Source organism: Arsenicicoccus bolidensis DSM 15745 (assembly GCF_000426385.1).
GTDB lineage: Bacteria > Actinomycetota > Actinomycetes > Actinomycetales > Dermatophilaceae > Arsenicicoccus > Arsenicicoccus bolidensis.
In genome coordinates, this window is sequence record NZ_AUFG01000045.1 from 1 (window position 1) to 24,362 (window position 24,362).

Genomic DNA, 24,362 nt, shown 5'->3' on the forward strand with positions numbered 1-24,362 from the left:
GGTGGTCTCGGCCCAGCAGGCGCGGGTGGCGACCAGGGTGCGGGTGCAGTCGTCCAGGACCTCGATCACGCACACCCGCCCCAGCGGGAGCCCGGTGATGGTGGTCCCGTCGATCTGGTAGCAGTCCCGCGGCCGGGCGTACACGAACCGCCGGTAGGAGGACCTGGGCCGTTTGCGGGGCTCCTTGGTGACCAGCCCGGCCCGGTCCAAGATCGCGTTGATCGTCGACCGGGCCGGCACCACCAGACCCCGCGAAGCCCAGTCCTGCTCGGTCGCTTCGGTCAGCAGCGCGGCCCGGATCGGGTCGGCGCCGTTGTCCGGGCTCAGCTCCTTGCGCAACGCGATCACCCGATCGTGGACCGGCTGGGCGGTGGCGTTCGGTCTGGTCCTGGGCGCCCGGGACCTGGCCTGCCAGCGACCCTCGCGCTTGACGCGTTCTCGGTGCCGGTAGGCCGTGGCCCGAGACAGGCCGTGAGCGCGCACGAAAGCGGCGAACCCTTCCGGGAACGCCGCCTTCGTGCCGTGCTCGACCTCGATCCTCAACGCGTTGTCCAACAGCTGCACGACCACATCTCGCTTCCTGCTCATCCCCAAGGGATAGCGCAACGAGCGCCCCACAGGCCCCGAACCACGTGTCTCACATGATCCGAGACATGCCAGTCTCAGATGTCCCCGGACTCAACATCCAACTTTCTTGGACCAAACCCTCACGATCCTGGTCTGGGAGAGGCGCGCGACCCGGTGAGACGACGAGACGGCGCAGCGGCATACGCCGTCATCATGGGGCGGACGACCGCCCCCGCCCGAGAGGACGAGCCATGGGAGACCGGCCCGCACTGCAGGTCTACGACACCACCCTGCGCGACGGCGCGCAGCAGGAGGGTCTGCACCTGACCGTCCAGGACAAGATCGCGATCGCCCGTCACCTGGACGAGCTGGGGGTGGGGTTCATCGAGGGCGGCTGGCCCGGCGCCAACCCCCGCGACACCGAGTTCTTCGCCGGGGCGCGGGATCTGCGGCTGTCCAACGCCGTGCTCACGGCCTTCGGCGCGACGCGCAAGGCGGGTGGGCAGGCCCACAGCGACCCCCAGGTCCGGGCGCTGCTGGACTCCGGGGCGCCGGCCATCACCCTGGTCGCCAAGGCGCACACCCGGCACGTCGAGCAGGCGCTGCGCACCACGCTGCCGGAGAACCTCGCGATGATCCGCGACACGGTGACCTTCCTGGTGGGGGAGGGCCGGCGGGTGTTCCTGGACGCCGAGCACTTCTTCGACGGCTACGAGCTCGACCGTGACTACGCGCTCGAGGCCGTCCGGGCGGCGGTCGAGTCGGGGGCCGAGGTGGTCGCCCTGTGCGACACCAACGGCGGCATGCTCCCCGCGCGGATTGCGGACGTGGTCGACGACGTCACACGGTCCACCGGCGCCCCGCTCGGCATCCACTGCCACAACGACACCGGATGCGCCGTGGCCAACTCTCTCGCCGCGGTCGACGCGGGCGCGGTGCAGGTGCAGGGCACCGTCAACGGGTATGGCGAGCGCACCGGCAACGCCGACCTGCTGACGATCATCAGCAACCTGCAGCTCAAGCTCGACCGGCCCGTGGTGGCCGACGCCCAGCTGGCCGCGGCGTCGCGGATCTCCCACTCCATCAGCGAGATCACCAACATCACGCCCTACGGTCGTCAGCCCTACGTCGGGTCCTCGGCGTTCGCGCACAAGGCCGGGCTGCACGCCTCGGCCCTCAAGGTCGACCCCGACCTCTACCAGCACGCCGACCCCTCCTCGGTGGGCAACCGGATGCGGACCCTGGTGTCCGACATGGCCGGTCGCGCCTCCATCGAGCTGCGCGCCCGCGAGCTCGGCCTGGACCTGTCCGGGCAGGGGGAGGTGCAGTCGCGGATCGTGGCCCTGGTCAAGGACCTCGAGCTGCGCGGCTGGACCTTCGACGCCGCCGACGCGTCCTTCGAGCTGCTGCTGCGCCGCGAGGTCACCGGCGAGCCGATCTCCTACTGCGACGTGGAGTCCTGGCGGGTCATCGCCGAGGCCCGCGGAGACGGGGGAGCCGTGTCGGAGGCCACGGTCAAGCTGCGTGCCGGCGGGCGCCGCCTCGTCGCCACCGGCGAGGGCAACGGCCCGGTCAACGCCCTCGACGAGGGCCTGCGCACCGCCCTCGCGGGTGTCTATCCCGAGATCGACGGCGTGGAGCTCGTGGACTACAAGGTCCGCATCCTCGACTCGGCGCACGGGTCCGACGCCGTGACGCGCGTGCTCATTGAGATGGCCGACGACAACCAGTCGTGGACGACCGTGGGCGTGGCCGCCAACATCGTCGAGGCGTCCTGGATGGCCCTGCTCGACGGGCTGACCTATGGCCTGCACAGCGCGGGGATCCCCGTCCGCTGACGGTGTGCATCAGGGGTGATGCGCTCTATGATGCAGTTATGCGTACCACCGTCGACCTGCCTCCTGCGGTCCACCGCCAGGCCCGCGAGCTGGCGGCTCAGCGCGGCGCGTCCCTGTCGAGCGTCGTCGCCGACCTCGCCGCCCGAGGGCTGTCCCAGCTCGACCGCCCGGTCGCCATCACGACCGACGAGCGGACGGGACTGCCGGTGCTCTCGGTCGGTCGTCCCGTCACGTCTCGTGAGGTGGCCGAGGCGCTGGACGAGGCGTGAGGACATACCTGCTGGACGCGAACGGTCTCATCGCCCTCGTCCTCGCCGACCACGAGCACCACGACCGAGCGGCTCGCTGGATCTTGGACGTGGAGGCGTTCGCGCTCTGCCCGGTGGTCCAGGGGTCACTGGTCCGCTTCCTCCTGCGGCTGGGGGAGACCGCCGGCACGGCGACCTGCTGGCCACGCTCGACCAGCCGCTCAGCGCCCTGCGGCCCGAGCAGGTCGTCCTGATCCCGTGACCGCCTCGCTCACCCGATCACCCGATCACCGCTGGGCAGGAGGGCGTCGCACGCGGCCATCAACCGCTCGCGGACGGGCGCTGCGGCCTCGCTGACGGCGCGCTGCCGACGCACGTGCTCGGCCTTGCCCTCGGCGGTCTCGATCGCGATGTTGGGGAGCCAAAGCGGCTCGGTGTCGTAGGGCGAGCTCATCATGTCGAGCAGCCTTGCCTCGCGGGCGATCTCGAAGCAGTCCAGCACGAGGTCGCCGGGGATGCCGGGCGCGAGCTTGAACGCCCAGCGATAGAGGTCCATCGCCCCGCCGTGCAGGCAGCCGGGCTGCTCGTGGTCCTGGATCGTCTCGCGCGTGGGACGGATCTCGTTGCGCCCCACCGCCTCTGGGGTGAAGAAGCGGTAGGCGTCGTAGTGCGAGCACCGGATCTCGTGGCTCTCGACGACCGCGTCGGTGCCGTCGCGCCCGAGCCGCAGGGGCAGCGACCGGTGCCGCACCTCGTCCTCCGGCAGGCGATAGACCATGGCCCACTCGTGCAGGCCGAAGCAGCCGAACCTCGCCTCGCGCCCGTGCATCCGCGCCAGCAGGCCGCGGACGAATCTCACGGTGGCGCCACGCTTCTCGACATACGAGCGCACGTCGAGCCGGGTGAGTCCCTCGGTGGTGAGGTATCCCGACCAGCCGGCGTGCTCGGGCGAGTCCTCCAGCGCCACACCAGGACCCGGGTGCCAGCGCGCGAGATGGCCTGGCCGGAAACCGTAGTACTCGAACAGGAAGTCCTCGACGGGGTGCTTCTCGCCCCGGGCGCGGCGGGCGAGGTGCGCCGCGGTGGCCGCCTCGGCACGCTCCCGATGGGCGGCCGCGAGCGGCTCCCACTGGGCCCGGGTCAGCACGATCACCCGCAGATCCTAGGCGCCGGACGCGTCGGTGGGACAATGCGGGGATGGACCCGCAATACGTCGAGACCATCGCGGAGAAGCGCATCCGTGAGGCCCAGGAGCGTGGGGAGTTCGACAACCTCCCCGGCGCGGGCAAGCCCCTGCCCAGCCTCGACCGCCCCTATCGCGAGGACTGGTGGATCAACGGTCTGATCGAGCGCGAGCAGCTCGACCTGACGGGCGCCATGAACCCGACCATGGCGCTGCGCAAGGAGGCTCACGAGATGGACGAGACCGTGCGCGACGTCGCGCGGGAGGAGTCGGTGCGGGCGATCGTCGAGGACTACAACCGGCGGGTCAAGCTCGACCGGCTGCGACCGGCGATCGGCAACCAGATGCCGCCCATCGCCAAGGTCCTGGACGTCGAGGAGGTCGTGGCCGTGTGGCGGGAGCACCGCCGTCACGTGGAGGCCCAGGCACGGCTGCGGTCCGAGGCCGAGCGGCGGGCGCGGGAGCAGGCCGAGGCGGAGCGTCGGGCCGGCGTCTGGTGGCGCCGCCTCCTGCGTACCTACCGGCGGTAGGTGTATCAGCCTGGGGGACGAAGGCCGGTCGATGCCTTCGCCGGGGGTAGGTTTGGCGGGTGCGTATCGCGAGATTCACCCTTGGAGAAGACCCGGCCTACGGCGTCGTCGAGCAGGAGGGTGACGACCTGGTCGTCGCCCAGATCGGCGGCGACCCCATCTACCAGCAGATCGCCTTCACGGGCCAGCGCTACCCGCTGGACGACGTGCGCCTGCTCGCGCCCGTCATCCCCCGCAGCAAGGTGATCGGGATCGGCCGCAACTACGCCGACCACGCCAAGGAGATGGGCAACGAGCTCCCCACGGAGCCACTGATGTTCATGGTGCCCAACACCGCTGTGTCCGGCCCCGGCGACCCCGTGCCGATGCTCGCCACCAGCAGCAACATCCACTACGAGGGCGAGCTCGCGGTGGTCATCGGCAAGATGGTCCGCGCCGTCGAGCCGGAGCTCGCCCTGGCGACCGTGTTCGGCTACACCTGCGCCAACGACGTCACCGCCCGCGACCTCCAGAGGTCCGACGGGCAGTGGTCGCGCGCCAAGGGGTTCGACGGCTCCAAGCCGCTCGGCCCGTGGATCGAGACGGACCTCGACCCGAGCAACCTGCGCGTGCAGACCCGCCTGGACGGCGAGACGGTGCAGGACGGCTCCACCAAGGACCTGATCTTCGACGTCGCCACGCTGATCTCCTATGTCTCCCAGTCGTTCACGCTCCTGCCGGGCGACGTGATCCTCACCGGCACGCCCGCCGGTGTCGGTCAGGTGCAGGAGGGCCAGCGCGTCGAGGTCGAGGTCGAGGGCATCGGCACCCTGTCCAACCCCTTCGTCCGCGCTCGCTGACCCCGACTCGCCACCCCTGCCTTCGCCGAGTGGTCACGTGCCGACGTCGGCACGTGACCACTCGGCGAACGCGGGGTCAGAGGGTGGCGAGCCAGAGGCCGGCGAACGCCGCGAGGACCGAGCCCACCAGCATCCCCAGCGCGTAGCCGGCCCCCGCGCCGAGCCGTCCGTAGGCCACCAGCCGCACCGTCTCCACGCTCGCCGTAGAGAAGGTCGTGTAGCCGCCGCACAGGCCTGTCCCCAGCACCAGCCCCCACTCGGCCCCGACCGCGTTCCGAGCGACGAGCCCGCTGACCAGGCCGAGCAGCAGCGAGCCCGTGACGTTGATCAGCAGGGTGCCCAGCGGGTATGCCGCACCCACCCGCTCGCGGACCACCCCGTCGACGACGAACCGCAGCGCGGCGCCGACACCGCCGGCGAGCGCCACCGCGACGAGCACCAGCGCCGTCATGCCCCTCGCCGCCCGTGCGCCCTTGCCCCGCAACGGATCCCCGCGAGGGCCGCACCCGCGCCCAGCAGCACCGTGCCGAGGGCGTAGGCGAGCGCCATACCGGCTCGTCCCTGCTGCAGCAGGTGGGCGGTGTCCAGGGCGAGCGTCGAGTAGGTCGTGAAGCCCCCGAGCACGCCGGTCCCGACGAGCAGGCGACCGGCCCGCTGCCGGCCACGGTCCGGACCGCGAAGCACGAGCCGCTCGAGGAGGAGGCCGAGGGCGAACGCCCCGGCCACGTTGATGGCCAGCACCGCCACGTCCACGTCGTCCACCCCGTGCGGCGGGGAGGCCAGCACCAGCCCCGCCCGCAGCGCCGTCCCCACCGCTCCGCCGACGGCCACGAGCGCGACGTCCCGGGGCCGCAGGCGCGGCTGAGGGACGGGGCGGGAGGGCGAGGCGGTCATCGCCGCCCATCATCGCGCACCCGGCGGCTCCCGATAGGCTGACCCCACCATGACTGACGCTGCTCTCACCCCCGCTCGCACCCGTGTCGCCCCGTCGCCCACCGGCGACCCGCACGTCGGGACCGCCTACATGGCGCTGTTCGACCTCGCCTGGGCCCGCAAGACCGGCGGCCGGTTCGTCCTGCGCATCGAGGACACCGACCAGGCCCGCTACGTCGAGGGCAGCGAGCAGCAGATCTTCGACACGCTGACCTGGTTGGGGCTGACCTACGACGAGGGCCCCGACGTCGGCGGCCCCTACGCGCCCTACCGGCAGAGCGAGCGGCTGGACACCTACAGGCCGTACGTCGAGCAGCTGGTCGCGGACGGCCACGCGTACTACTGCTGGTGCTCGACCGAGCGCCTGGCCGAGATGCGCGAGCTGCAGCAGAAGGCCAAGCTGCCCACGGGCTACGACCGGCTGTGCCACGGCAAGACCCGCGAGGAGCGCGCGGCGCTGCCGGGATTCACCGACCGGCCCGTCGTGCGCATGCTGATCCCCGAGGACGTCGAGACCCGCTTCGAGGACGTCATCCGCGGCTGGGTCAACGCGCCCACTCCGGACGACCAGGTCATCCTCAAGGCCGACGGCTTCCCGACCTATCACCTGGCCGTCGTGGTCGACGACCACCTCATGGGCATCACCACGGTCGTGCGCGGCGAGGAGTGGATCTCCTCGACCCCCAAGCACGTCCTGCTCCATCGCTGGCTCGGGTGGGAGGTGCCGCAGTTCGCGCACATGCCGCTGCTGCGCAACCCCGACAAGTCCAAGATCTCCAAGCGCAAGAACCCCGCCGCCCGCCTGACCTGGTTCCGCGAGGAGGGCTACCTGCCCGAGGCGCTGCTGAACTTCCTGCAGCTCGTGGGCTACCCGCCGGTGGCGGACGGCCAGGAGGTCAGCTCGTTCGACGAGTTCGTGGAGCGCTTCGACTGGACCAAGGTCAACACGGTCGGCCCGATCTTCGACATGGACAAGCTCAACTGGCTCAACGGCCACTACATCCGCGCGCTGTCCCCGGAGGACCTCGCCGGCCGGATCGTCGCGCACCTCGTGCGGACGGGCGAGCTGCCGGGCGAGCCGACGCCTGCGCAGATGGACCTGGTCACCCAGGCCACCCCGCTGGTGCAGGAGCGCATGCAGCTGCTCAAGGAGGCCGGCCCCATGCTCGGCTTCCTCTTCGTCAGCGACGAGGATCTGACCTTCGACCCCGACTCGGTGGCAGCCCTCAAGGACGACGCCCCGCAGGTGCTCGACGCCTCGATCGCCGCGCTGGAGGGTCTGGAGGACTTCACCGCCGAGCCGATCCAGACGGCCCTGCGTGCCGCGATCGTGGACGGGCTCGGCATCAAGCCCAAGTTCGCGTTCGCGCCCGCCCGGGTCGCGGTGACCGGCCGGCGGGTCTCGCCGCCGTTGTTCGAGTCGATGGAGATCCTCGGTCGTGAGTCGACGCTGACGCGCCTGCGCCGGCTGCGCGCCACGCTGTGACCGCGGGCGCGCCGACGCGGATCACCGCGCTGCTGCTCGACATCGACGACACCCTGCTCGACACCCGCTCGGCCATGCGCCGGGCCGCCGCCCGCTGCATCACGCAGGTGTGGCCCGAGGCGGGGGAGCGGGCCGACGAGCTCGGCGTCCGCTACCACGCCGACCCGGGCGGCTTCTTCGGCGGCTACACGCGCGGCGAGCTGACCTTTGCCGCGATGCGGGAGTCGCGGCTCCAGGAGGTGGCGACGCACGGTGGACTTGCCTGGGAGGCAGGGTCCTTCGCGGGGTTCGAGCAGGGGTGGCCGGACGCCTTCCGCACCGGGACCCGGGCGTTCGACGACGTGGCGCGCCTGCTGGAGCGGGCGCGTGCCGACGGGCTGCTGGTCGGCGCGCTGACCAACTCCTCGACCGAGTTCACCACCCTCAAGCTCGACGTCGTCGGGCTGAGCGACGCCTTCACCGCCATCGCGACGACGGACACCCTCGGCTACGGCAAGCCCGACGCCCGCGCGTTCTGGCGGGCCTGCGAGCTGCTCGGCTCGTCGCCGGAGCAGACGATGTATGTCGGGGACGACCTCGCCGTCGACGCGCAGGCGGCGGTCGCGGCGGGGCTGCACGGCGTGTGGCTCGACCGGCGCGGGGAGTGGGCCGGCCGTGATGATGGTGACGTCGGCGTGCCCGTCGTGACGTCCCTGGACGACGTGTCCTGGCGAGCATGAGTCGGCATACGGCCGATTTGGGCAGCGGCGTGGCCCTCCGGTAGAGTTCTCTCTTGGTTCGCCCGCGCGTCACCGGCCCCCGCAGGGGTCCTGATGAAGGGGTGAATTCCCTTTGGGGTATGGTGTAATTGGCAGCACGACTGATTCTGGTTCAGTTAGTCTAGGTTCGAGTCCTGGTACCCCAGCCAATCGCCGGTCGGCCTTCGTAGACCCGGCCCGATTGGGAGAAACCCGAAGTTTCGGCTAGAGTTTCTCCTCGTTGCTCACCGCCCCGCAAGGGCTCGGAGCAGCTGATTGCCCCCGTTGTGTAGTGGCCTAGCACGCCGCCCTCTCACGGCGGTAGCGCCGGTTCGAATCCGGTCGGGGGTACGTCGAAAAGGTCCCCCTCCCACTCGGGAGGGGGACCCTTCGCGTTGCCCGGTTCGTGGCTGACCTCCCCCAGCGCTGGCCTGGCGCGCCCTCGCGCGGTGTGGTGGTGTGGTCCTCATGAAGAAGTTCGTCAACGACGCCGACACCTTCGTCCGCGAGAGCCTCGAGGGCCTCGCCCTGACCCAGCCCGGACTCGCGCTCCTCGAGGGGCGCACCATCGCCGTGCAGGCCGACCGGGTCGTGAGCGGACACGACGTCGGCCACGGCAGCGGCGGCGACACCCGGGGCAGCAGCGGGGCTGACCGAGAGGCCGTCCCGGTGGCGCTGATCTCCGGCGGCGGAGCGGGGCACGAGCCTGCGCACGCTGGCTTCGTCGGTGAGGGCATGCTGACCGCCGCCGTCAGCGGTGGGGTCTTCGCCTCGCCGAGCGTTGACGCGGTCCTCGACGGGATCCGCGCCGTCACCGGGTCGGCCGGGGCGCTGCTGATCGTCAAGAGCTACACCGGGGACCGGCTCAACTTCGGGCTCGCCGCGCAGCTGGCCGAGGACGAGGGGTATGCCGTGGAGACCGTCGTCGTGGGTGACGACATCGCCCTGGGTGACGCCGACACGCACGCCGGGGCGCGCGGACTCGCCGGCACGGTGCTGGTGCACAAGATCGCGGGCGCCCTCGCCGCCTCCGGGGCCGACCTCGCCGAGGTGACCGAGCGCGCCCGCTCGGTCGCCGGCCGGCTGGCGACGATGGGGGTCGCCCTGCGGCCCGGCACCATGCCGGGGTCGGGCGAGGCGACCTTCGAGATCGACGAGGACCGGATCGAGCTGGGGCTGGGGATCCATGGCGAGTCCGGCGTCGAGCAGGTCCCGCACCGCCCGGCCGACGAGCTCGCGGCCGAGCTGGTGGACCGGGTCCTGGCTGCCCGCCCGCTCGACGACGGGGCGCGAGTCGCCCTGCTGGTCAACGGGCTCGGGGGCACGCCTCCTGCCGAGCTGTCCGTCCTGACCAGGGCGGCGCACCGGCTGCTGGGGGAGCGCGGGCTGCGGGTCGAGCGGACCTACCAAGGCTCTGTCATGACCAGCCTCGAGATGGCGGGGGCCTCCGTCACGGTCCTGCCGCTGGAGGAGGGCGAGGCGGAGCTGCTCGACGCGCCCACCACCTCGCTGGCCTGGCCAGGTGGCGGCGGTCCGGTCGAGAGGCACGACGACGTCCCGGTCCCCGAGGCCGCCGCCGACGCGGCCGATCCCGGCGACCCGGACCCGCAGGTGCGCGCCGCGGTGGACGCCGCCTGCCAGGCGGTCCTCGACGACGAGTCCCGGCTCACCGAGCTGGACCAGGTCGTGGGGGACGGCGACCTGGGGGAGGCGCTGGCGCGCGGGGCGCGAGCCTGGCAGGAGGACCCGGCCGACGGCTCCGCGGCATACCTCCTGCGGGTCCTGTCGGCCCGCTGCCGGCGGGCCATCGGGGGGACGAGCGGCCCGCTGTATGCCGCGGGCCTCGTCGCGGCCGCCCAGGCGCTCGAGGACGGTGCCGACTGGCCCGGCGCCCTCGCTGCGGGGATCGACGGGATCCAGGAGCTGGGCGGTGCCGAGCCCGGCGACGGGACGATGGTCGACGCGCTGCGCCGTGCGGCCGACGCCGCCCCCGACGGCTGGGAGGCCGTCCTGGCTGCGACCGAGCAGGGGGTGCGGAGCACGGTCGAGGGCGTGTCCCGCAAGGGCCGGGCCAGCTATGTCGGTGCGCGCGGTCAGGGGCACCCGGACCCCGGCGCCGAGGCGGTCCTCACCTGGCTGCGGGCGGTCCGTGAGGCCGGTCGGGCCGGATAGCGGTGGCCCACGGTGAGACTGCGCGGGCGTCATACGGCCCGGTGTGACCTGGAACACGCACCCCGGTGATTGAAGGATAAATCGGACAGGGGAGAGTTGAGTCATCAACCGGCCATCCGACCGGTGGAAGCACTCAGCTAGGAAGCACCATGCGTCGCAAGACCCTCGACACCCTCCTGTCCGCCACCGGCCTGCTGCTGGCCCTCGTCCTGCTCGTCGCGGGCGGGCTGCTCACCTGGGCCTCGACCTTCGCGCAGGGCCAGGTCCACGACCAGCTCGCCGCGCAGAAGATCACGATGCCGTCCGGCAAGGCCCTCGAGGACCCCCAGATCAAGCCCTACCTCGAGAAGTACGCCGGCCAGGAGCTGACCACCGGCGACCAGGCCAAGGCCTTCGCCGACCACTACATCCTGGTCCACATGAACAAGTCCTCCGCCGGCAAGACCTACGAGGAGGTCTCGGGCGAGTTCATGAAGCTGTCCAAGGACCCCGCCGCCGACAAGGCCGAGGTCGCCAAGCTCGGCGAGCTGCGGCAGAGCCTGTTCATGGGCAACGCGCTGCGGAGCATGCTGCTCACCGCCTACGCCTTCGGCACCATCGGCCTCATCGCCAAGATCGCCTCGGTCGTGGCCTACGTCGGCGGCGCGCTCCTGCTGCTGCTCGGCCTCCTCGGCCTGCGGCACGCCAAGCGTGCCGGCGACGCCGTCGTCTGACCGCTGTCCGACAGATCACACCGGGCGCCTGTGCCGCACGATTGCGGCGCCGGCGCCCCGGCGATTGGATGAGGTATGACCTTCGAGGACGCCTACCGGCGCAAGCTCGCCAGCCCGCACGACGCCGTCACGATCGTCGAGGACGGCGACACGACCGTCGTCCCGACCGGCGTGGGGGAGCCGCCGACCCTGCTCGAGGCCCTCTCGGACCGGCGCACCGAGTTCACCGACGTGCGGGTCGAGCAGATCCTGCCGCTGCGGCCCTTCGGCTACCTCGACCCCGAGACCCGCAGGTGCCTTACGCCTTCGGCGACTGCCACGTGCCATCGACCAGGTCACCGCGATCGTCGAGGACGAGCGCCCGCTGACCGCCGTGGGACTGCCCGAGATCGGGCCGGTCCAGCAGGCGATCGGCACGCACGTCGCCGAGCTCATCCCCGACGGGGCGACCATCCAGATCGGGTTCGGCGCCATCCCCGACGCCGTCGTCATGCAGCTCACCGACCGCAAGGACCTTGGCGTCCACACGGAGATGATCGGTGACGGCATCCTGACCCTGGTCGAGGCGGGCGTCGTCACCAACCGGCTCAAGACGGCCTTCCCGGGCAAGAGCGTCGCGACCTTCGCCCTCGGCTCGGAGCGTCTCTATCGCTGGATGCACCGCAACCGGGGGCTCGAGATGCACCCCGTCGACGTCACCAACGACCCCTACCTCGCCGGCTCCAACGACCTGCTCCACACCATCAACGCCACCATCGAGGTCGACCTGGCCGGCCAGTGCTGCTCGGAGTCGATGGGCTACGTGCCCTACTCCGGCACCGGCGGCCAGTCCGACTTCGTGCGCGCGGCCAACCGGTCCCGCGGCGGCAAGTCCTTCATCGTCACCCCGTCCACGGCCAAGGGCGGCACCGTGTCGCGGATCGTCCCGACCCTGAAGCCCGGCGCCCACGTGTCGACCTCGCGCAACGACGTGAGCCACGTCGTGACCGAGCACGGCGCGGCGCACCTGCGCGGCAAGACCAACGCCGAGCGGCCGAGGCGCTCATCGCGATCGCCGACCCGGCCTTCCGCGAGCAGCTGGGGGAGCAGGCCCAGGAGATGCACCTCCTCTGACCCCCCCATGCCCCCCCAACCCCCTCTCCCGAGATCGTGAGTGTTCGGTCCACCATTCTTGGATCGAACACTCACGATCTTCTGGTGAGGGCGACGCGTTTCGAGCGCTCGTATGACGAGACGAGCGTCCCGGGATGTGGAACGGCGAGTCACAGTGTGTGGTCCGTCCTAGGAGGTCCCCATGTCCAGCCCCGCGCCCACCGAGCAGCGCGACCCGTCCACCGCAGCCGAGGACCGCTCGGCCCGGATAGCCGTCACCCTCTTCCCGATCCTGATCCTGGCGGCCGCCGCGTTCGGCTATCTGGCTCCGTCGTCGGCGAAACCCCTTCTGCCCCACGTCAACACGTTGCTGGGGATCATCATGTTCGGGATGGGGCTCAGCCTGCGCGGGCAGGACTTCGCGCTCGTGGCCCGCCGGCCGCTTCCCGTCCTCATCGGTGTCGTCGCCCAGTATCTCGTGATGCCCCTGCTCGGCTGGGCGGTGGCCAAGGCGCTCGGGCTGTCCCCGGAGCTGGCCGCCGGTGTCATCCTCGTGGGCTGCGCGCCCGGCGGCACCGCCTCCAACGTGGTGAGCTATCTCGCCAAGGCGGACACCGCGCTGTCGGTGGCGATGACCTCGGTGTCGACCCTGCTGGCACCGATCCTCACCCCGCTGCTGACGTTGTGGCTCGCGGGGACCTACCTCCCCGTCGACGCGCGCAGCATGGCCTCCAGCATCCTGTGGATCGTGCTCGTCCCCGTCGTGCTGGGCGTGCTGGTGCGCACCTTCCTCGGCCGTGTCGTCGAGCGGGTGCTTCCCGCCCTCCCCTGGGTGTCCGTCGTCGCCATCTCGCTGGTCGTGGCCGCCGTCGTCTCGGGCTCGGCGTCTAAGGTTGTCGCAGCCGGCGGGATCGTCCTGCTCGCCGTCGTCCTGCACAACGGTCTCGGCTACCTGCTGGGCTACGGCCTTGCCGCCCTCACCGGACAGCGTGAGCGGGCCCGGCGCACCGTCGCCATCGAGGTCGGGATGCAGAACTCCGGTCTGGCCGCCGGCCTTGCGTCGCAGTACTTCTCGCCGACGGCCGCCCTGCCGGGCGCCGTGTTCTCGATCTGGCACAACCTCTCCGGAGCCATGCTCGCGGCGTACTTCCGGCGCCGCCCGATCCGCGACTGACCACCAGCGCCCCCACCCAGGATCGTGAGTGTTTGGTCCAAGAATCCTGGACGAAACACTCACGATCTTGCGAGGGGTGGGCCGTCTGTCAGTGATCCGTGACGAGGCGGAGGAGCTCCTCCCAGGTCGACACCTTGACCCGCTCGCGACCCTCGCCGCGGCCGAGCTCGATCTCGGCCGCGTCGATGGCGCGCCAGTCGGCCAGGGTGCTCGGGTGGTGGCCGCGGGCGCAGAGGACAGGGCCGACACCGTCTCGAGACGCGCCGGGTCGATGACCCTCGCCGGTCCCAGGGTCCGCGACGGCGCCAGGCTCCTCGACCCGCCCACCCTGCGGGTCCCGTGGAGCGTCCTCGGCTGCCTGCAGGTCGGCGAGCACGTGCGCCACGGTCTGCGCGGCGTCGGACTTGTTGGTGCCGATGACGCCGATCGGTCCGCGCTTGACCCAGCCCGTGCAGTACTCCCGCGGCTGCCTCACGCCCGCCTCGTCGACGACGCGGCCCTCGACGTTGGGGATGATCGCGCGCGTCCGGTCGAACGGCACGTCGGCCAGCGGGCTCCCGCGGTAGCCCACCGCGCGCAGCACGAGCTGCACGTCGAGGGTCTCGAGCGAGCCCGTCCCCTCGACCGATCCGTCGGGAAGCAGCCGGGTGCGCTCGACCGTCAGACCGTCCACCCGCCCGTCACGCTCGGTCATCTCCACCGGCCGGGCGTAGAACGCGAAGTGCAGCCGTCGCCGGCCCCCGTCCGATGCGGGGGCGCCGTCGCCCTCGATGGGCAGACCACGCAGCAGCTGGACGTTGGCGCGCGTGCGCCGGTCGAGCGCCGCCTCGTCCAGCCCGTCGAACGCCCCCTCGGAGACGGTCACGTCGATCCCCGGGGTGGCGACCAGCTCGCGCAGCTCCTTGGTCGTGTAGCTCGCGTGCTGGGGACCCCGCCGCCCGACGATCCACACGTCGCGCACCTCGCTGCGGGCGAGCTCCTCCAGGACGGGTTCGGCCATGTCGGTCACCCTGAGCGAACGGGCCTCCTTGAGCAGGATCCGGGCCAGGTCGACGGCGACGTTGCCGACGCCGACCGTCGCGACCGCCCGCACCCCGTCGAGCGGTTGAGGTCGCGCGTCGGGGTGCCCGCCATACCAGGCGACGAACTCGCGCGCGGAGCGGCTGCCGCTCAGGTCCTCCCCGGGTATGCCGAGGCGCACGTCCTCGCTCGCCCCGACCGCGTAGATCACCGCGTCGTAGGCCTCGAGCAGCTCGGCCCGGGACACGTCACGACCCACCTCCACGAGCCCCCAGAAGGTGACGGCCTCCAGGTCGAGGGTGCGGGCGAGCGCCGTCGCCACCGAGCGGATGCTCTCGTGGTCCGGGGCGACGCCGTAGCGCAGCAGGCCGAAGGGCGTCGGCATCCGGTCGAGCAGGTCCACGTGGACCGGCAGCTCGTCCTGACCGGCCAGCGCCTGGGCGGCGAAGAGCCCGGCGGGTCCGGCGCCGACCACGGCGACCCGTCGGACGCGGTGCGCGTTCGTCATACGGTCAGGGTCCACGCTCAGCCGCGCAGCTCGGGGAAGTCGTCCTCGTGGAAATCCCCGGTCGGACGCGCGTCGGCGGTGGCGTAGCCCGCGTCCTCGGCCTGCCGCAGCTCGACGCGGCGGATCTTGCCGGAGATCGTCTTGGGCAGCTCCGAGAAGGACAGGCGCCGGATCCGCTTGTAGGGCGCGAGGTTCTCGCGGGAGTGCCGGAAGATCTCCCGCGCGGTGTCGGCGGTCGGCTCGACGCCCGGGGTGAGGACCACGACGGCCTTGGGCACCGCGAGACGCAACGGGTCCGGCGACGGCACGACGGCCGCCTCGGCCACGAAGTCGTGCTCCAGCAGGACGGACTCGAGCTCGAACGGCGAGATGCGGTAGTCAGAGGCCTTGAAGACGTCGTCCGCGCGGCCGACGTAGGTCAGGTAGCCGTCCTCGTCGATGCTCGCCACGTCACCCGTGTGGTAGTAGCCGCCCCGCATGACCTCGGCGATCTTGTCCGGGTCGCCGTTGTAGCCCACCATCAGGCCGAGGGGGCGGTGAGCCAGGTCGAGGCAGATCTCGCCCTCCTGCACGCCGACCTCGCCGGTCGCGGGGTCGACGAGCCGCACGACGTAGCCGGGGGAGGGCCGTCCCATGGCGCCGGGCTTGACCGGCTGGCCGGGGGAGTTGGACACGGCGAGCGTCGTCTCGGTCTGGCCGAAGCCGTCGCGAACCGTTGCGCCCCAGCCCTTCTCGACCTGCTCGATGACCTCGGGGTTGAGCGGCTCGCCAGCCCCGACCACCTTGGTGGGAGGGTTCTGCAGACCACCCAGGTCGGACTGGATCAGCATGCGCCACACGGTCGGCGGGGCGCAGAAGCTGGTCACGCCGCACCGGTCCATGTGGTGCATGAGCGCCGCGGGGTCGAACCGCGTGTAGTTGTAGATGAACACGCACGCCTCGGCGTTCCAGGGGGCGAAGACGTTGGACCAGGCGTGCTTGGCCCACCCCGGCGAGGAGATGTTGAGGTGGATGTCGCCGGGCTCCAGGCCGACCCAGTACATCGTCGTGAGGTGCCCGATGGGGTAGGACGCCTGCGTGTGCTCCACCAGCTTGGGCTTGGAGGTCGTCCCCGACGTGAAGTAGAGCAGCATCGACTCGTCGCCGCGGGTCGGCACCTCCGGCGTGTACGTGTCGGGGGACGCGGCGGAGTCGGCATACGACGACCAACCGTCGACCGGCTCGCCCACGGCGATGCGGGTGTAGTCGCCGGAGACCCCGTCGAAGATCCCCACGTCCTGCGAGCGGGCGATCGCGTGCTGCGCGCCGCCACGCTCGATCCGGTCGCGGACGTCCGCGGGACCGAGGAGGGTGGTCGTGGGGATGATGACGGCGCCGAGCTTGATGCAGGCGAGCATCGACTCCCACAGCTCGACCTGGTTGCCGAGCATGATGATCACGCGCTCGCCGCGCCGGACGCCCTGGTCCCGCAGCCAGCTCGCGACCTGCGCCGAGCGACGTGACATCTGCGCGAACGAGACCTTGGCCTCCGACCCGTCCTGCTCGACGATCCACAGGCAGGGCTTGTCGTTGCCCTCGGCGATCTGGTCGAACCAGTCGAGCGCCCAGTTGAACTCGTCGATCTGCGGCCAGGTGAAACGCTCCTTGGCGGCGGCGTAGTCGGTGCGCAGGTCCAGGAGCAGGTCCCGGGCCTCGCGGAAGGTCTCGGTCGCAGCGGTCATCGTCGCTCCTCGTCGAGTCGGATGTATGGCGGAAGCCTGCGACCAACGTAGGACGGGAGAGCGCGAGGTGGGGCCGCCGAATCGTTGAGCGGTCGCCGTGACCCGCCGGGCGGCTCGCGCCATGGACCGACCCGAGGTCGTCACGGCGACATGGCGTGCGAACCCAGGCGGACGTGCCTACCTCAGGTCGTCACGTCCGCCCGGCGGGCTGACCCGGGCGGACGTGCTTACCTGAGGGAGGTCAGACGGAGGAGGTGCGGCGCAGGATCTCGGTGAGCTTGTTGGCGCCGGCGACGACCGTGGCGGCGTGCAGGCGGCCGGGCTGGCGCGAGATGCGCTCGATGGCCCCCGAGATGGAGACGGCCGCAACGACGCGCCCCGAGGGGCCCCGGACGGGCGCGGAGACCGAGGCGACGCCGAGCTCGCGCTCGCTGACGCTCTGGGCCCAGCCACGGCGGCGGACGCCCGACAGGGTGGTGGCGGTGAACTTGGCGCCCTGCAGGCCGCGGTGCAGCCGGTCGGGCTCCTCCCACGCGAGCAGGACCTGCGCGGCGGACCCGGCGAGCATGGACAGGGAGGCGCCGACGGGGATGGAGTCGCGCAGGCCCATCGGGCGCTCGGCGGCGGCGACGCAGATGCGGTGCTCGCCCTGGCGGCGGAAGAGCTGGGCGCTCTCGGAGGTGTGGTCGCGCAGCGCCCCGAGGACCGGGCCGGCGGCGGCGAGGAGGCGGTCCTCGCCGGCGGCGCTGGACAGCTCTGCGAGGCGGGGGCCGAGGACGAAGCGGCCCTGCATGTCGCGGGCGACGAGGCGGTGGTGCTCGAGGGCGACCGCGAGACGGTGGGCGGTGGGGCGGGCCAGGCCGGTGGCGGCGACCAGCTGGGCCAGCGTGGCCGGTCCGGCCTCCAGCGCTCCGAGCACGACGGCGGCCTTGTCCAGAACGCCGACTCCAGAAGAGTTGTCCATAGGGTGATACTGCCGTCTCGCAGCCTGAGACGCAAATCCGGAGCCGGTCGAGATGAGACAGCCTGCCAGGGAGAGGGGCGGTCAGCCCGTCCACGCAAGCCCATTCGCGCCGTCACAGCCAGCAAAGCCGGAGGAATCTCATGAGCGGCACCCTTGCCGAGAAAGTGTGGGACGCCCACGTCGTCCGCCGTGCTGACGGCGAGCCCGACCTGCTCTACATCGACCTGCACCTGCTGCACGAGGTGACCAGCCCGCAGGCCTTCGACGGGCTGCGGCTCGAGGGGCGCGCGGTGCGCCGCCCGGAGCTGACGCTCGCGACCGAGGACCACAACGTCCCCACCACACCGGGCCCGATCACCGATCCGGTGAGCCTGACCCAGGTCAACACTCTACGCCGCAACTGCGAGGAGTTCGGCATCCGCCTCTATCCCATGGGCGACGCCGAGCAGGGGATCGTCCACGTCGTGGGCCCGCAGCTCGGCCTGACCCAGCCCGGGATGACGGTCGTGTGCGGCGACTCGCACACCTCGACGCACGGCGCCTTCGGGGCGCTGGCCTTCGGCATCGGCACCTCCGAGGTCGAGCACGTCCTGGCCACCCAGACGCTGCCCCTCAAGCCCTTCCGGACCATGGCGATCAACATCGAGGGCGAGCTGCCCGACGGCGTCACGGCCAAGGACGTGATCCTCGCCGTCATCGCGGAGATCGGCACCGGTGGCGGTCAGGGCTACGTGCTGGAGTACCGCGGCTCCGCCATCCGCAGCCTGTCGATGGAGGCGCGGATGACCATCTGCAACATGTCGATCGAGGCGGGCGCGCGCGCCGGCATGATCGCCCCCGACGAGGTGACCTTCGACTTCCTCAAGGACAAGCCGCACGCGCCGCAGGGCGCCGACTGGGACGCCGCCGTCGAGGCGTGGACCTCGCTGCGCACCGACGACGACGCGACCTTCGACCACGAGGTCACGATCGACGCGACCCAGCTGTCGCCGTTCGTCACCTGGGGCACCAACCCCGGTCAGGGCCTGCCGCTGTCGGCGTCCGTCCCCGACCCCGAGCAGCTCGGTGACGACAACGACAAGGCCAACGCCCAGCGCGCGCTGGAGTACATGGGTCTGCGAGCGGGGCAGCCGCTCAAGGAGATCGCGGTCGACACGGTCTTCGTCGGGTCCTGCACCAACGGCCGGATCGAGGACCTGCGCGAGGTCGCCGGGGTCCTGGCCGGCCGTCGGGTCGCCGAGTCCGTGCGCATGCTCGTGGTGCCCGGCTCGGCCCGGGTGCAGCTGCAGGCCGAGGCCGAGGGCCTGGACGCGGTGTTCACCGCGGCCGGGGCCGAGTGGCGCCTGCCCGGCTGCTCGATGTGCCTGGCGATGAACCCCGACAAGCTGGCCCCGGGGGAGCGCAGCGCCTCCACCTCCAACCGCAACTTCGAGGGGCGCCAGGGCAAGGGCGGTCGCACGCACCTGGTCTCGCCGGCCGTCGCCGCCGCCACCGCCGTCCGCGGCACCCTGTCCAGCCCCGCCGACCTGGAGCCGGCCCGCGAGCCGGCCAGCCACTGAGGAGCCCGCCATGGATGCCTTCACCACGCACACCGGGGTCGGAGTCCCGTTGCGACGCAGCAACGTCGACACCGACCAGATCATCCCGGCGGAGTACCTCAAGCGGGTCACCCGGTCGGGCTTCGAGGACGGCCTCTTCGCGGCCTGGCGCAGCGACCCCACCTTCGTCCTCAACCAGGCGCCGTATGCCGAGGGCTCGGTCCTGGTCGCCGGACCCGACTTCGGCACCGGCTCGTCGCGCGAGCACGCGGTCTGGGCGCTGATGAACTACGGCTTCAAGGTGGTGGTCTCGAGCCGCTTCGCCGACATCTTCCGCGGCAACTCAGGCAAGGCGGGGCTGCTCACGGCCGTCGTGTCCCAGGGCGACGTCGACCTGCTGTGGAAGGCGCTGGACAACGACCCGGGCACCGAGATCACCGTCGACCTGCGGGACAAGACCATCACCTGCGGCGACATCGTCGCGCCGTTCGAGGTCGACGACTACACGCGCTGGCGGCTGCTGGAGGGGCTCGACGACATCGGCCTGACGCTGCGGCACGAGGACGCGATCGAGGCCTACGAGGCGGATCGGCCGGCCTACAAGCCCCGCACGACGGTCTAGCCGCCGGGGCCCCTCACCCGGACGGCGTAACGCCACGCCCGGTGGCGGACAACGGATTTCAAGGGGCGGACGGCGCGTCCACGAGGGCGTGGACGCGCCGCCGGCAGCGCTCCTCGGTGTCTCGGATCGGGGATGTCGAGGTGCCCGCCGCGATCTCGGCATACCGCGAAGTCGTTTGTCGATCAACAACTTCCACGCCGACCAGGTCAGCCGGCCGACCCGGTCGGGCAGGCCGGTGACCGGAGGTGGTGCCCCCACCTGGTCGTCGGTGCGAACCGGTTCCCGGGGGCCAATGTCGTTGCCCTGCAACGGCGCCAAGTTTGACAAATCGTGGACGCCGCGACTCCTTGCCCCTACCGTCGATGCAAGGTCGAACGTCGTTGCCGTACAGGGCTGTTGCGGCGAGCTGACCTGCGACGACCGGTAACCACCGGGCGTACACCGGGATTCGTGGAGGAATCGTGAACAAGGCAGATCTGCTCGACGCCCTCGAGGACCGTCTGGGTAGCCGCAAGGCCGCGTCCGACGCGGTCGAGGCCCTCGTCGACGTCGTCATCCGTGAGGTGGCCAAGGGCGGCAAGGTCGGGATCACCGGCTTCGGCACCTTCGAGCGCGCCGCGCGTGCGGCCCGCACGGGACGCAACCCGCGCACCGGTGAGTCCGTGCGCATCAAGAAGACCAACGTCCCGAAGTTCCGCCCGGGCACGCAGTTCAAGGACGTCGTCTCCGACCCCAAGAAGCTGCCGAAGGCCGGCGTCGCCGGCGCTCGCGCCAACTCCGCCTCGGCGCTCGGCGCCACCACGACCGCCGCCCCGGCCACGAAGGCCACCGCGAAGAAGGCCACCACCAAGGCGGCACCGGCCAAGCGCGCCAGCGCGGGCACGACGAGCAAGAGCACGACGGCCAAGAAGGCCACCAGCACGACCGCCAAGAAGGCCACCAGCACGGCTGCCAAGAGCACGGCCAAGAAGACCTCGGCCGCCAAGGTCGCCACCCCGCGCCCCGCGGCCCGCTCCGCCGCCAAGAAGGCCGCCCCGAAGAAGTAGCGACCTCCGGCACCGCACAGCCCGACGAGGGGGCGCCACGATCGGTGGCGCCCCCTCGTCGTGCGTCGGCGTCCTGCCCCCTCTGCCTGCCCCAGGCAGGCAACCACCCACGACCGCCCCTCGGGACGGTCGCCGGGTTCGCGGTCCTCACGACGGTGGTGGCCTGGGCCCACGGGGCCGGGCACCTCGACGGACTGGTGGCCCTGGCCGGCACGGGATCCAGCACCGGGGACCTGCTGCGCGTGGCCGGGGTGACGGCGGTCGCTGCCAACGTCGTCAACAACCTGCCGGCCTACCTGGCGCTCGAGCCGGCGGGGGTGGGCGAACCCACCCGCCTAATGGCGGTGCTCGTCGGTGCGAACGTCGGTCCTCTCGTCACCCCCTGGGCCTCCCTGGCGACCCTCCTGTGGCTGCAGCGCTGCCGCACGGCCGGGGTGCGCTGGCGGCTGTGGCGCCTGGCGCTGGCGGGCGCCGCCTGCGCGGTCCTCGCCGTGACGGCCTCAGCGCTGACCCTGGGCCTGCTGGGCGGCTGAGGGCTCGGGGGTCCCCAGCGAGAGGACCATGGCCGTATGCCGACCCACCCCGATCGCCGCCACCCGGGCCAGCGACGCCCGGTCGTCGACGTCCAGGCGGAAGCGCTCCGGCACCGGGCCGAGCGTCGTGAGGTCCACCGCACCAGCGCCGTGCCGGGCCGCCGAGCCGGCGCCGAAGGCCGGGTCCAGCGCGACCCCGGGCCTCGCCGTCAGCAGCACCGTCCCGGTGCCCTCGTGGTCGGGGACGTAGCCGCGGTCGACCCCCTCGGCCAGACGCAGCGCGGCGGCCAGGTCGTCCGGGTGCATGCCGGGCACGTCCCCGAGCAGCGCGGCGACCCCGGGAGCGGGCAGGCCCGAGGCGGCGGCGCGCTCCTCGGCATACGAGGCGCCGGCCCGCAGGGCTGCGTCCAGGCCGTCCCCGGGGTCCGGCACGACCGGGATCTCCCAGGCGCGGGCGTGGGACTCGAGCGCGGCGTCCGAGGTGACCACGACCACCGCCGCGGCACCCACGCAGTGCCGGACGGCGTTGATCGTGTCGAGGGCCAGGCTCATGGCGAGCAGGTTGCGCGGGACCCCGTCGGGCGGCTGGAGTCGGGACTTGCCCAGGCGGGTGTCCTTGACGGGGACGACGACTCGCCAGGGGACGGCGGGCGCGGGGGAGGTGTGAGCGGACATCACCTGCAGTCTGGCAGGCGCGGCGCGCGGTGCGCTGAGGTCGACAGCACGCGGGACGCTCCGCGAAGATGTGTCGGCGGGCCACCTGGCCGGGAGCTCCCGGCCGCCCGCCTGTCGAAGGGACTGACGTGGGTCGATCGCCGAGGGTGCGGCTGCCGTGGGCCTATCGCGTGTGCGTCGCGATCGCCAAGTCCGGCGTGGTGCCGCTGACGAGGCGGGACTGGCGGGGCGCCGAGCACCTGGACCGGCCGGGCGGTGTGGTGGTCTGCTGCAACCACGTGTCCCACCTGGACTTCATCATGCTGGCGCACTTCCTCTACGACAACGGCCGCCCGCCGTTCTTCCTGGCCAAGGACGCGGCGTTCCGGGTCCCGTTCTTCGGTCGGCTGATCGGGCAGGCCGGGCAGATCCCCGTCTACCGCAACACCGGTCGCGCGATCGAGGCCTATCGAGCGGCGATCACCGCCATCCAGCAGGGCAAGACCGTGCCGATCTATCCCGAGGGCACCATCACCCGCGACCCGCAGATGTGGCCGATGACCGGCAAGACCGGCGCCGCCCGCATCGCGCTGGAGACGGGATGCCCGGTGATCCCGGTGGCGCAGTGGGGCGTCCAGGAGCTGCTGGCGCCCTACTCCGGCAAGCTTCGGCCGTTCCCCCGCAAGACGATGCGGGTGCTCGCCGGCCCACCGGTGGACCTCTCCGACCTGCAGGGTCGTCCCGTCACCGGCGAGGTCGTCCGCGAGGCGACCGACCGCGTCATGCGCGACGTCATCGGCCTGCTGGAGCAGCTGCGCGGCGAGACCGCCCCGCCGACCCGCTATGACATGCGCCGTCACGGGGAGTCCGAGTGAGCACCACCTCTCCCGCGCGGCGGGTCGCGGTGCTCGGGACGGGCAGCTGGGGGACGGCCTTCTCGATGATCCTGGGGGACGCCGGCAACGACGTCACCATGTGGGGTCGCCGCGCCGAGGTGACCGACGAGATCCGCCGGCACCACACCAACGGCCAGTACCTCCCCGGCCTGACCCTGTCCCGCCGCATCACCGCGACGGACGACGTGGCCGCGGCGCTCGACGGCGCCCAGATCGTGGTGCTGGCGGTGCCGTCCCAGAGCCTGCGGGCCAACCTCGACGGGTGGCGTCCGCACCTGCCGGCCGACGCCCTGCACGTGTCCCTCATGAAGGGGATCGAGCTGGGCACCGGTCGACGCATGTCCGAGGTGATCTGCGAGGTCGGTGACGTCGACCCCGACCGCGTGTCGGTCGTGACCGGCCCCAACCTGGCGCGCGAGATCGTCCGCCGGGACCCCGCCGCCAGCGTCGTGGCGTCCACCTCCAAGGCCACGGCCGAGGCGGTGGCGCACGCCTGCGCGACCCCCTACTTCCGTCCCTACACCGAGACCGACGTCGTGGGGTGCGAGCTTGGCGGCGCGACCAAGAACGTCGTCGCCCTCGCCGTCGGCATGGCCGAGGGCCTGGGCATGGGCGACAACTCCAAGGCCTCGATCATCACCCGCGGCCTCGCCGAGACCACGCGGCTCGGCGTGCGGCTGGGGGCCAAGCCGCTGACCTTCTCGGGGCTCGCGGGCGTCGGCGACCTCATCGCCACGTGCATGTCGCCCCTGTCGCGCAACCACTCCTTCGGGGTCAAGCTCGGTCAGGGCATGACCGTCGACGAGGTCGTCGCCGAGACCCGCCAGGTCGCCGAGGGCGTCAAGTCCGCCGAGTCGATCCTGGCGCTGGCGCGCAGCGTCGAGGTGGACATGCCGATCGTCGAGCAGGTCGCTGCCGTGGTCCACGACGGGCGCGACCCCATCGAGGTCGTCACGCAGCTGATGTCGCGGGCCCGCAAGGAGGAGCGCCGCTAGGTTCGAGGGGCCGGTCTCGCGCTGGCGAGGTGGTCTCGGGTTGCAGGGTGAGACGGGTGCGGCGACCCGAGTCAGCGGCGCGGGTGCCTGGCGCGGCGTCGCGCTGGCGAGGTGGTCTCGGGTTGCAGGGTGAGACGGGTGCGGCGACCCGAGTCAGCGGCGCGGGTGCCCGGCTCGACGACGCGGGGCCAGGTGTCACACGCTGCGCAGTGCCTGGTCGAGGTCGCGCCACAGGTCCTCGACGTCCTCGATCCCGACCGACAGGCGGACGAGATCCTCGGGCACGACGACGGGCTCGTTGGCGTGACGGCGACGGCGCTCGAGCAGTGACTCCACCCCGCCGAGGCTCGTCG

The 24,362-nt window shown here is 71.9% G+C and carries 26 protein-coding genes and 2 tRNA genes; 19 read left to right on the plus strand and 9 right to left on the minus strand.

Going from position 1 to position 24,362, the window contains the following annotated elements; genetic code table 11:
• On the minus strand, positions 1 to 588 hold a 588-nt coding region (locus tag K313_RS0116920), incomplete at its 3' end, for a hypothetical protein (RefSeq protein WP_034253947.1).
• 230 nt (positions 589 to 818) lie between these two features.
• Between K313_RS0116920 and cimA the strand changes: the two genes are divergently transcribed.
• The 3 genes from cimA to K313_RS21545 are packed head-to-tail and all read left to right on the plus strand — an operon-like array spanning position 819 to position 2,907.
• Positions 819 to 2,405 carry a citramalate synthase gene (gene cimA / locus K313_RS0116925; RefSeq protein ID WP_029212625.1) on the plus strand — a complete coding sequence of 529 codons (1,587 nt, stop codon included), beginning with the start codon at positions 819 to 821 and terminating at the stop codon, positions 2,403 to 2,405.
• A gap of 38 nt (positions 2,406 to 2,443) precedes the next feature.
• Positions 2,444 to 2,674, plus strand: coding sequence for a hypothetical protein (locus K313_RS0116930; RefSeq protein WP_029212626.1), 231 nt, complete (start codon positions 2,444 to 2,446; stop codon positions 2,672 to 2,674).
• A complete protein-coding gene (locus K313_RS21545; protein ID WP_029212627.1) occupies positions 2,671 to 2,907 on the plus strand; it encodes a PIN domain-containing protein in 237 nt (78 codons plus the stop codon). Before K313_RS0116930 ends, K313_RS21545 begins: the two co-directional genes overlap by 4 nt.
• Before the next feature lie 17 nt (positions 2,908 to 2,924).
• Here the strand turns inward: K313_RS21545 and K313_RS0116940 are convergent, their stop codons facing one another.
• The gene (locus K313_RS0116940; protein WP_029212628.1) at positions 2,925 to 3,806 is read right to left on the minus strand and encodes a 3-methyladenine DNA glycosylase; all 882 of its coding nucleotides are present in this window, start codon (positions 3,804 to 3,806) and stop codon (positions 2,925 to 2,927) included.
• A 44-nt stretch (positions 3,807 to 3,850) separates the two neighbouring features.
• Here K313_RS0116940 and K313_RS0116945 point away from each other — a divergent pair, with 44 nt between their 5' ends.
• Both K313_RS0116945 and K313_RS0116950 read left to right on the plus strand, forming a co-directional pair.
• Positions 3,851 to 4,366 carry a DnaJ family domain-containing protein gene (locus tag K313_RS0116945; protein WP_029212629.1) on the plus strand — a complete coding sequence of 172 codons (516 nt, stop codon included), beginning with the start codon at positions 3,851 to 3,853 and terminating at the stop codon, positions 4,364 to 4,366.
• Between the two features lie 59 nt (positions 4,367 to 4,425).
• Positions 4,426 to 5,205 (plus strand): fumarylacetoacetate hydrolase family protein, encoded by a 780-nt coding sequence (locus K313_RS0116950; RefSeq protein ID WP_019287810.1) that lies wholly within the window; start codon positions 4,426 to 4,428, stop codon positions 5,203 to 5,205.
• A 76-nt stretch (positions 5,206 to 5,281) separates the two neighbouring features.
• On the opposite strand, the gene crcB is transcribed toward K313_RS0116950, so the two are convergent.
• Together crcB and K313_RS0116960 are read right to left on the minus strand one after the other, a co-directional pair.
• Entirely contained in the window at positions 5,282 to 5,656 is a 375-nt protein-coding gene (gene crcB, locus K313_RS0116955; protein ID WP_029212630.1) for a fluoride efflux transporter CrcB, read from the minus strand.
• Positions 5,653 to 6,099: a fluoride efflux transporter FluC gene (locus K313_RS0116960; protein ID WP_029212631.1), complete on the minus strand. Its 447-nt coding sequence runs from the start codon at positions 6,097 to 6,099 to the stop codon at positions 5,653 to 5,655. Before K313_RS0116960 ends, crcB begins: the two co-directional genes overlap by 4 nt.
• A 49-nt stretch (positions 6,100 to 6,148) precedes the next feature.
• Here K313_RS0116960 and gltX point away from each other — a divergent pair, with 49 nt between their 5' ends.
• The 8 genes from gltX (at position 6,149) to K313_RS0117000 (ending at position 13,512) form a co-directional block, all read left to right on the plus strand.
• A complete protein-coding gene (gene gltX, locus K313_RS0116965; protein WP_029212632.1) occupies positions 6,149 to 7,624 on the plus strand; it encodes a glutamate--tRNA ligase in 1,476 nt (491 codons plus the stop codon).
• Complete coding sequence (locus K313_RS0116970; RefSeq protein ID WP_029212633.1) at positions 7,621 to 8,343, plus strand: HAD family hydrolase; 723 nt, start codon at positions 7,621 to 7,623, stop codon at positions 8,341 to 8,343. Before gltX ends, K313_RS0116970 begins: the two co-directional genes overlap by 4 nt.
• A 113-nt stretch (positions 8,344 to 8,456) precedes the next feature.
• Positions 8,457 to 8,531, plus strand: a tRNA-Gln gene (locus K313_RS0116975).
• 108 nt (positions 8,532 to 8,639) lie between these two features.
• Positions 8,640 to 8,712 (plus strand) — tRNA-Glu (locus K313_RS0116980).
• Between the two features lie 117 nt (positions 8,713 to 8,829).
• The gene (locus K313_RS0116985) at positions 8,830 to 10,533 is read left to right on the plus strand and encodes a dihydroxyacetone kinase family protein (protein ID WP_029212634.1); all 1,704 of its coding nucleotides are present in this window, start codon (positions 8,830 to 8,832) and stop codon (positions 10,531 to 10,533) included.
• Between the two features lie 149 nt (positions 10,534 to 10,682).
• The gene (locus K313_RS0116990) at positions 10,683 to 11,246 is read left to right on the plus strand and encodes a hypothetical protein (RefSeq protein ID WP_029212635.1); all 564 of its coding nucleotides are present in this window, start codon (positions 10,683 to 10,685) and stop codon (positions 11,244 to 11,246) included.
• Positions 11,247 to 11,619: 373 nt separating this feature from the next.
• On the plus strand, positions 11,620 to 12,399 hold the full coding sequence (locus K313_RS21550; RefSeq protein WP_240484004.1) for an acetyl-CoA hydrolase/transferase family protein: 780 nt from the start codon (positions 11,620 to 11,622) through the stop codon (positions 12,397 to 12,399).
• 141 nt (positions 12,400 to 12,540) lie between these two features.
• The gene (locus K313_RS0117000) at positions 12,541 to 13,512 is read left to right on the plus strand and encodes a bile acid:sodium symporter family protein (protein WP_029212636.1); all 972 of its coding nucleotides are present in this window, start codon (positions 12,541 to 12,543) and stop codon (positions 13,510 to 13,512) included.
• Positions 13,513 to 13,600: 88 nt separating this feature from the next.
• Here the strand turns inward: K313_RS0117000 and K313_RS0117005 are convergent, their stop codons facing one another.
• From K313_RS0117005 to K313_RS0117015, 3 genes are all read right to left on the minus strand, one after another.
• Entirely contained in the window at positions 13,601 to 15,040 is a 1,440-nt protein-coding gene (locus K313_RS0117005; RefSeq protein ID WP_029212637.1) for an FAD-dependent oxidoreductase, read from the minus strand.
• A gap of 17 nt (positions 15,041 to 15,057) precedes the next feature.
• On the minus strand, positions 15,058 to 16,761 hold the full coding sequence (locus tag K313_RS0117010) for an AMP-binding protein (protein ID WP_029212638.1): 1,704 nt from the start codon (positions 16,759 to 16,761) through the stop codon (positions 15,058 to 15,060).
• 241 nt (positions 16,762 to 17,002) lie between these two features.
• Positions 17,003 to 17,725: an IclR family transcriptional regulator gene (locus tag K313_RS0117015; RefSeq protein ID WP_019287958.1), complete on the minus strand. Its 723-nt coding sequence runs from the start codon at positions 17,723 to 17,725 to the stop codon at positions 17,003 to 17,005.
• A 140-nt stretch (positions 17,726 to 17,865) separates the two neighbouring features.
• Between K313_RS0117015 and leuC the strand changes: the two genes are divergently transcribed.
• From leuC to K313_RS24305, 4 genes are all read left to right on the plus strand, one after another.
• A complete protein-coding gene (leuC, locus tag K313_RS0117020; RefSeq protein WP_029212639.1) occupies positions 17,866 to 19,284 on the plus strand; it encodes a 3-isopropylmalate dehydratase large subunit in 1,419 nt (472 codons plus the stop codon).
• Positions 19,285 to 19,294: 10 nt separating this feature from the next.
• On the plus strand, positions 19,295 to 19,885 hold the full coding sequence (gene leuD, locus K313_RS0117025; protein WP_029212640.1) for a 3-isopropylmalate dehydratase small subunit: 591 nt from the start codon (positions 19,295 to 19,297) through the stop codon (positions 19,883 to 19,885).
• 461 nt (positions 19,886 to 20,346) lie between these two features.
• A complete protein-coding gene (locus tag K313_RS0117030; protein ID WP_029212641.1) occupies positions 20,347 to 20,931 on the plus strand; it encodes an HU family DNA-binding protein in 585 nt (194 codons plus the stop codon).
• A 44-nt stretch (positions 20,932 to 20,975) separates the two neighbouring features.
• Positions 20,976 to 21,464: a transporter permease gene (locus tag K313_RS24305; protein ID WP_029212642.1), complete on the plus strand. Its 489-nt coding sequence runs from the start codon at positions 20,976 to 20,978 to the stop codon at positions 21,462 to 21,464.
• Here the strand turns inward: K313_RS24305 and cofC are convergent.
• Positions 21,432 to 22,139 carry a 2-phospho-L-lactate guanylyltransferase gene (cofC, locus tag K313_RS0117040; RefSeq protein WP_029212643.1) on the minus strand — a complete coding sequence of 236 codons (708 nt, stop codon included), beginning with the start codon at positions 22,137 to 22,139 and terminating at the stop codon, positions 21,432 to 21,434. The genes K313_RS24305 and cofC overlap by 33 nt on opposite strands.
• 128 nt (positions 22,140 to 22,267) lie before the next feature.
• Between cofC and K313_RS0117045 the strand changes: the two genes are divergently transcribed.
• Complete coding sequence (locus K313_RS0117045) at positions 22,268 to 22,993, plus strand: lysophospholipid acyltransferase family protein (protein ID WP_034253944.1); 726 nt, start codon at positions 22,268 to 22,270, stop codon at positions 22,991 to 22,993.
• 65 nt (positions 22,994 to 23,058) lie between these two features.
• Positions 23,059 to 24,009, plus strand: coding sequence for an NAD(P)H-dependent glycerol-3-phosphate dehydrogenase (locus tag K313_RS0117050; RefSeq protein ID WP_051274194.1), 951 nt, complete (start codon positions 23,059 to 23,061; stop codon positions 24,007 to 24,009).
• Positions 24,010 to 24,204: 195 nt separating this feature from the next.
• Here the strand turns inward: K313_RS0117050 and K313_RS23680 are convergent.
• A partial coding sequence (locus K313_RS23680) for a PLP-dependent transferase (RefSeq protein ID WP_205621895.1) occupies positions 24,205 to 24,362 on the minus strand: 158 nt, incomplete at its 5' end.

What these genes read in the sequence shown, in the direction of transcription:
- cimA (WP_029212625.1), top strand. Translation starts at nt 819, where the DNA reads ATGGGAGACCGGCCCGCACTGCAGGTCTACGACACCACCCTGCGCGAC.
- K313_RS0116930 (WP_029212626.1), top strand. Translation starts at nt 2,444, where the DNA reads ATGCGTACCACCGTCGACCTGCCTCCTGCGGTCCACCGCCAGGCCCGC.
- K313_RS0116945 (WP_029212629.1), top strand. Translation starts at nt 3,851, where the DNA reads ATGGACCCGCAATACGTCGAGACCATCGCGGAGAAGCGCATCCGTGAG.
- crcB (WP_029212630.1), bottom strand. Translation starts at nt 5,656, where the DNA reads ATGACGGCGCTGGTGCTCGTCGCGGTGGCGCTCGCCGGCGGTGTCGGC.
- K313_RS0116960 (WP_029212631.1), bottom strand. Translation starts at nt 6,099, where the DNA reads ATGACCGCCTCGCCCTCCCGCCCCGTCCCTCAGCCGCGCCTGCGGCCC.
- gltX (WP_029212632.1), top strand. Translation starts at nt 6,149, where the DNA reads ATGACTGACGCTGCTCTCACCCCCGCTCGCACCCGTGTCGCCCCGTCG.
- K313_RS0116985 (WP_029212634.1), top strand. Translation starts at nt 8,830, where the DNA reads ATGAAGAAGTTCGTCAACGACGCCGACACCTTCGTCCGCGAGAGCCTC.
- K313_RS0116990 (WP_029212635.1), top strand. Translation starts at nt 10,683, where the DNA reads ATGCGTCGCAAGACCCTCGACACCCTCCTGTCCGCCACCGGCCTGCTG.
- K313_RS0117000 (WP_029212636.1), top strand. Translation starts at nt 12,541, where the DNA reads ATGTCCAGCCCCGCGCCCACCGAGCAGCGCGACCCGTCCACCGCAGCC.
- K313_RS0117005 (WP_029212637.1), bottom strand. Translation starts at nt 15,040, where the DNA reads ATGACGAACGCGCACCGCGTCCGACGGGTCGCCGTGGTCGGCGCCGGA.
- K313_RS0117010 (WP_029212638.1), bottom strand. Translation starts at nt 16,761, where the DNA reads ATGACCGCTGCGACCGAGACCTTCCGCGAGGCCCGGGACCTGCTCCTG.
- K313_RS0117015 (WP_019287958.1), bottom strand. Translation starts at nt 17,725, where the DNA reads ATGGACAACTCTTCTGGAGTCGGCGTTCTGGACAAGGCCGCCGTCGTG.
- leuC (WP_029212639.1), top strand. Translation starts at nt 17,866, where the DNA reads ATGAGCGGCACCCTTGCCGAGAAAGTGTGGGACGCCCACGTCGTCCGC.
- leuD (WP_029212640.1), top strand. Translation starts at nt 19,295, where the DNA reads ATGGATGCCTTCACCACGCACACCGGGGTCGGAGTCCCGTTGCGACGC.
- cofC (WP_029212643.1), bottom strand. Translation starts at nt 22,139, where the DNA reads ATGTCCGCTCACACCTCCCCCGCGCCCGCCGTCCCCTGGCGAGTCGTC.
- K313_RS0117050 (WP_051274194.1), top strand. Translation starts at nt 23,059, where the DNA reads ATGATCCTGGGGGACGCCGGCAACGACGTCACCATGTGGGGTCGCCGC.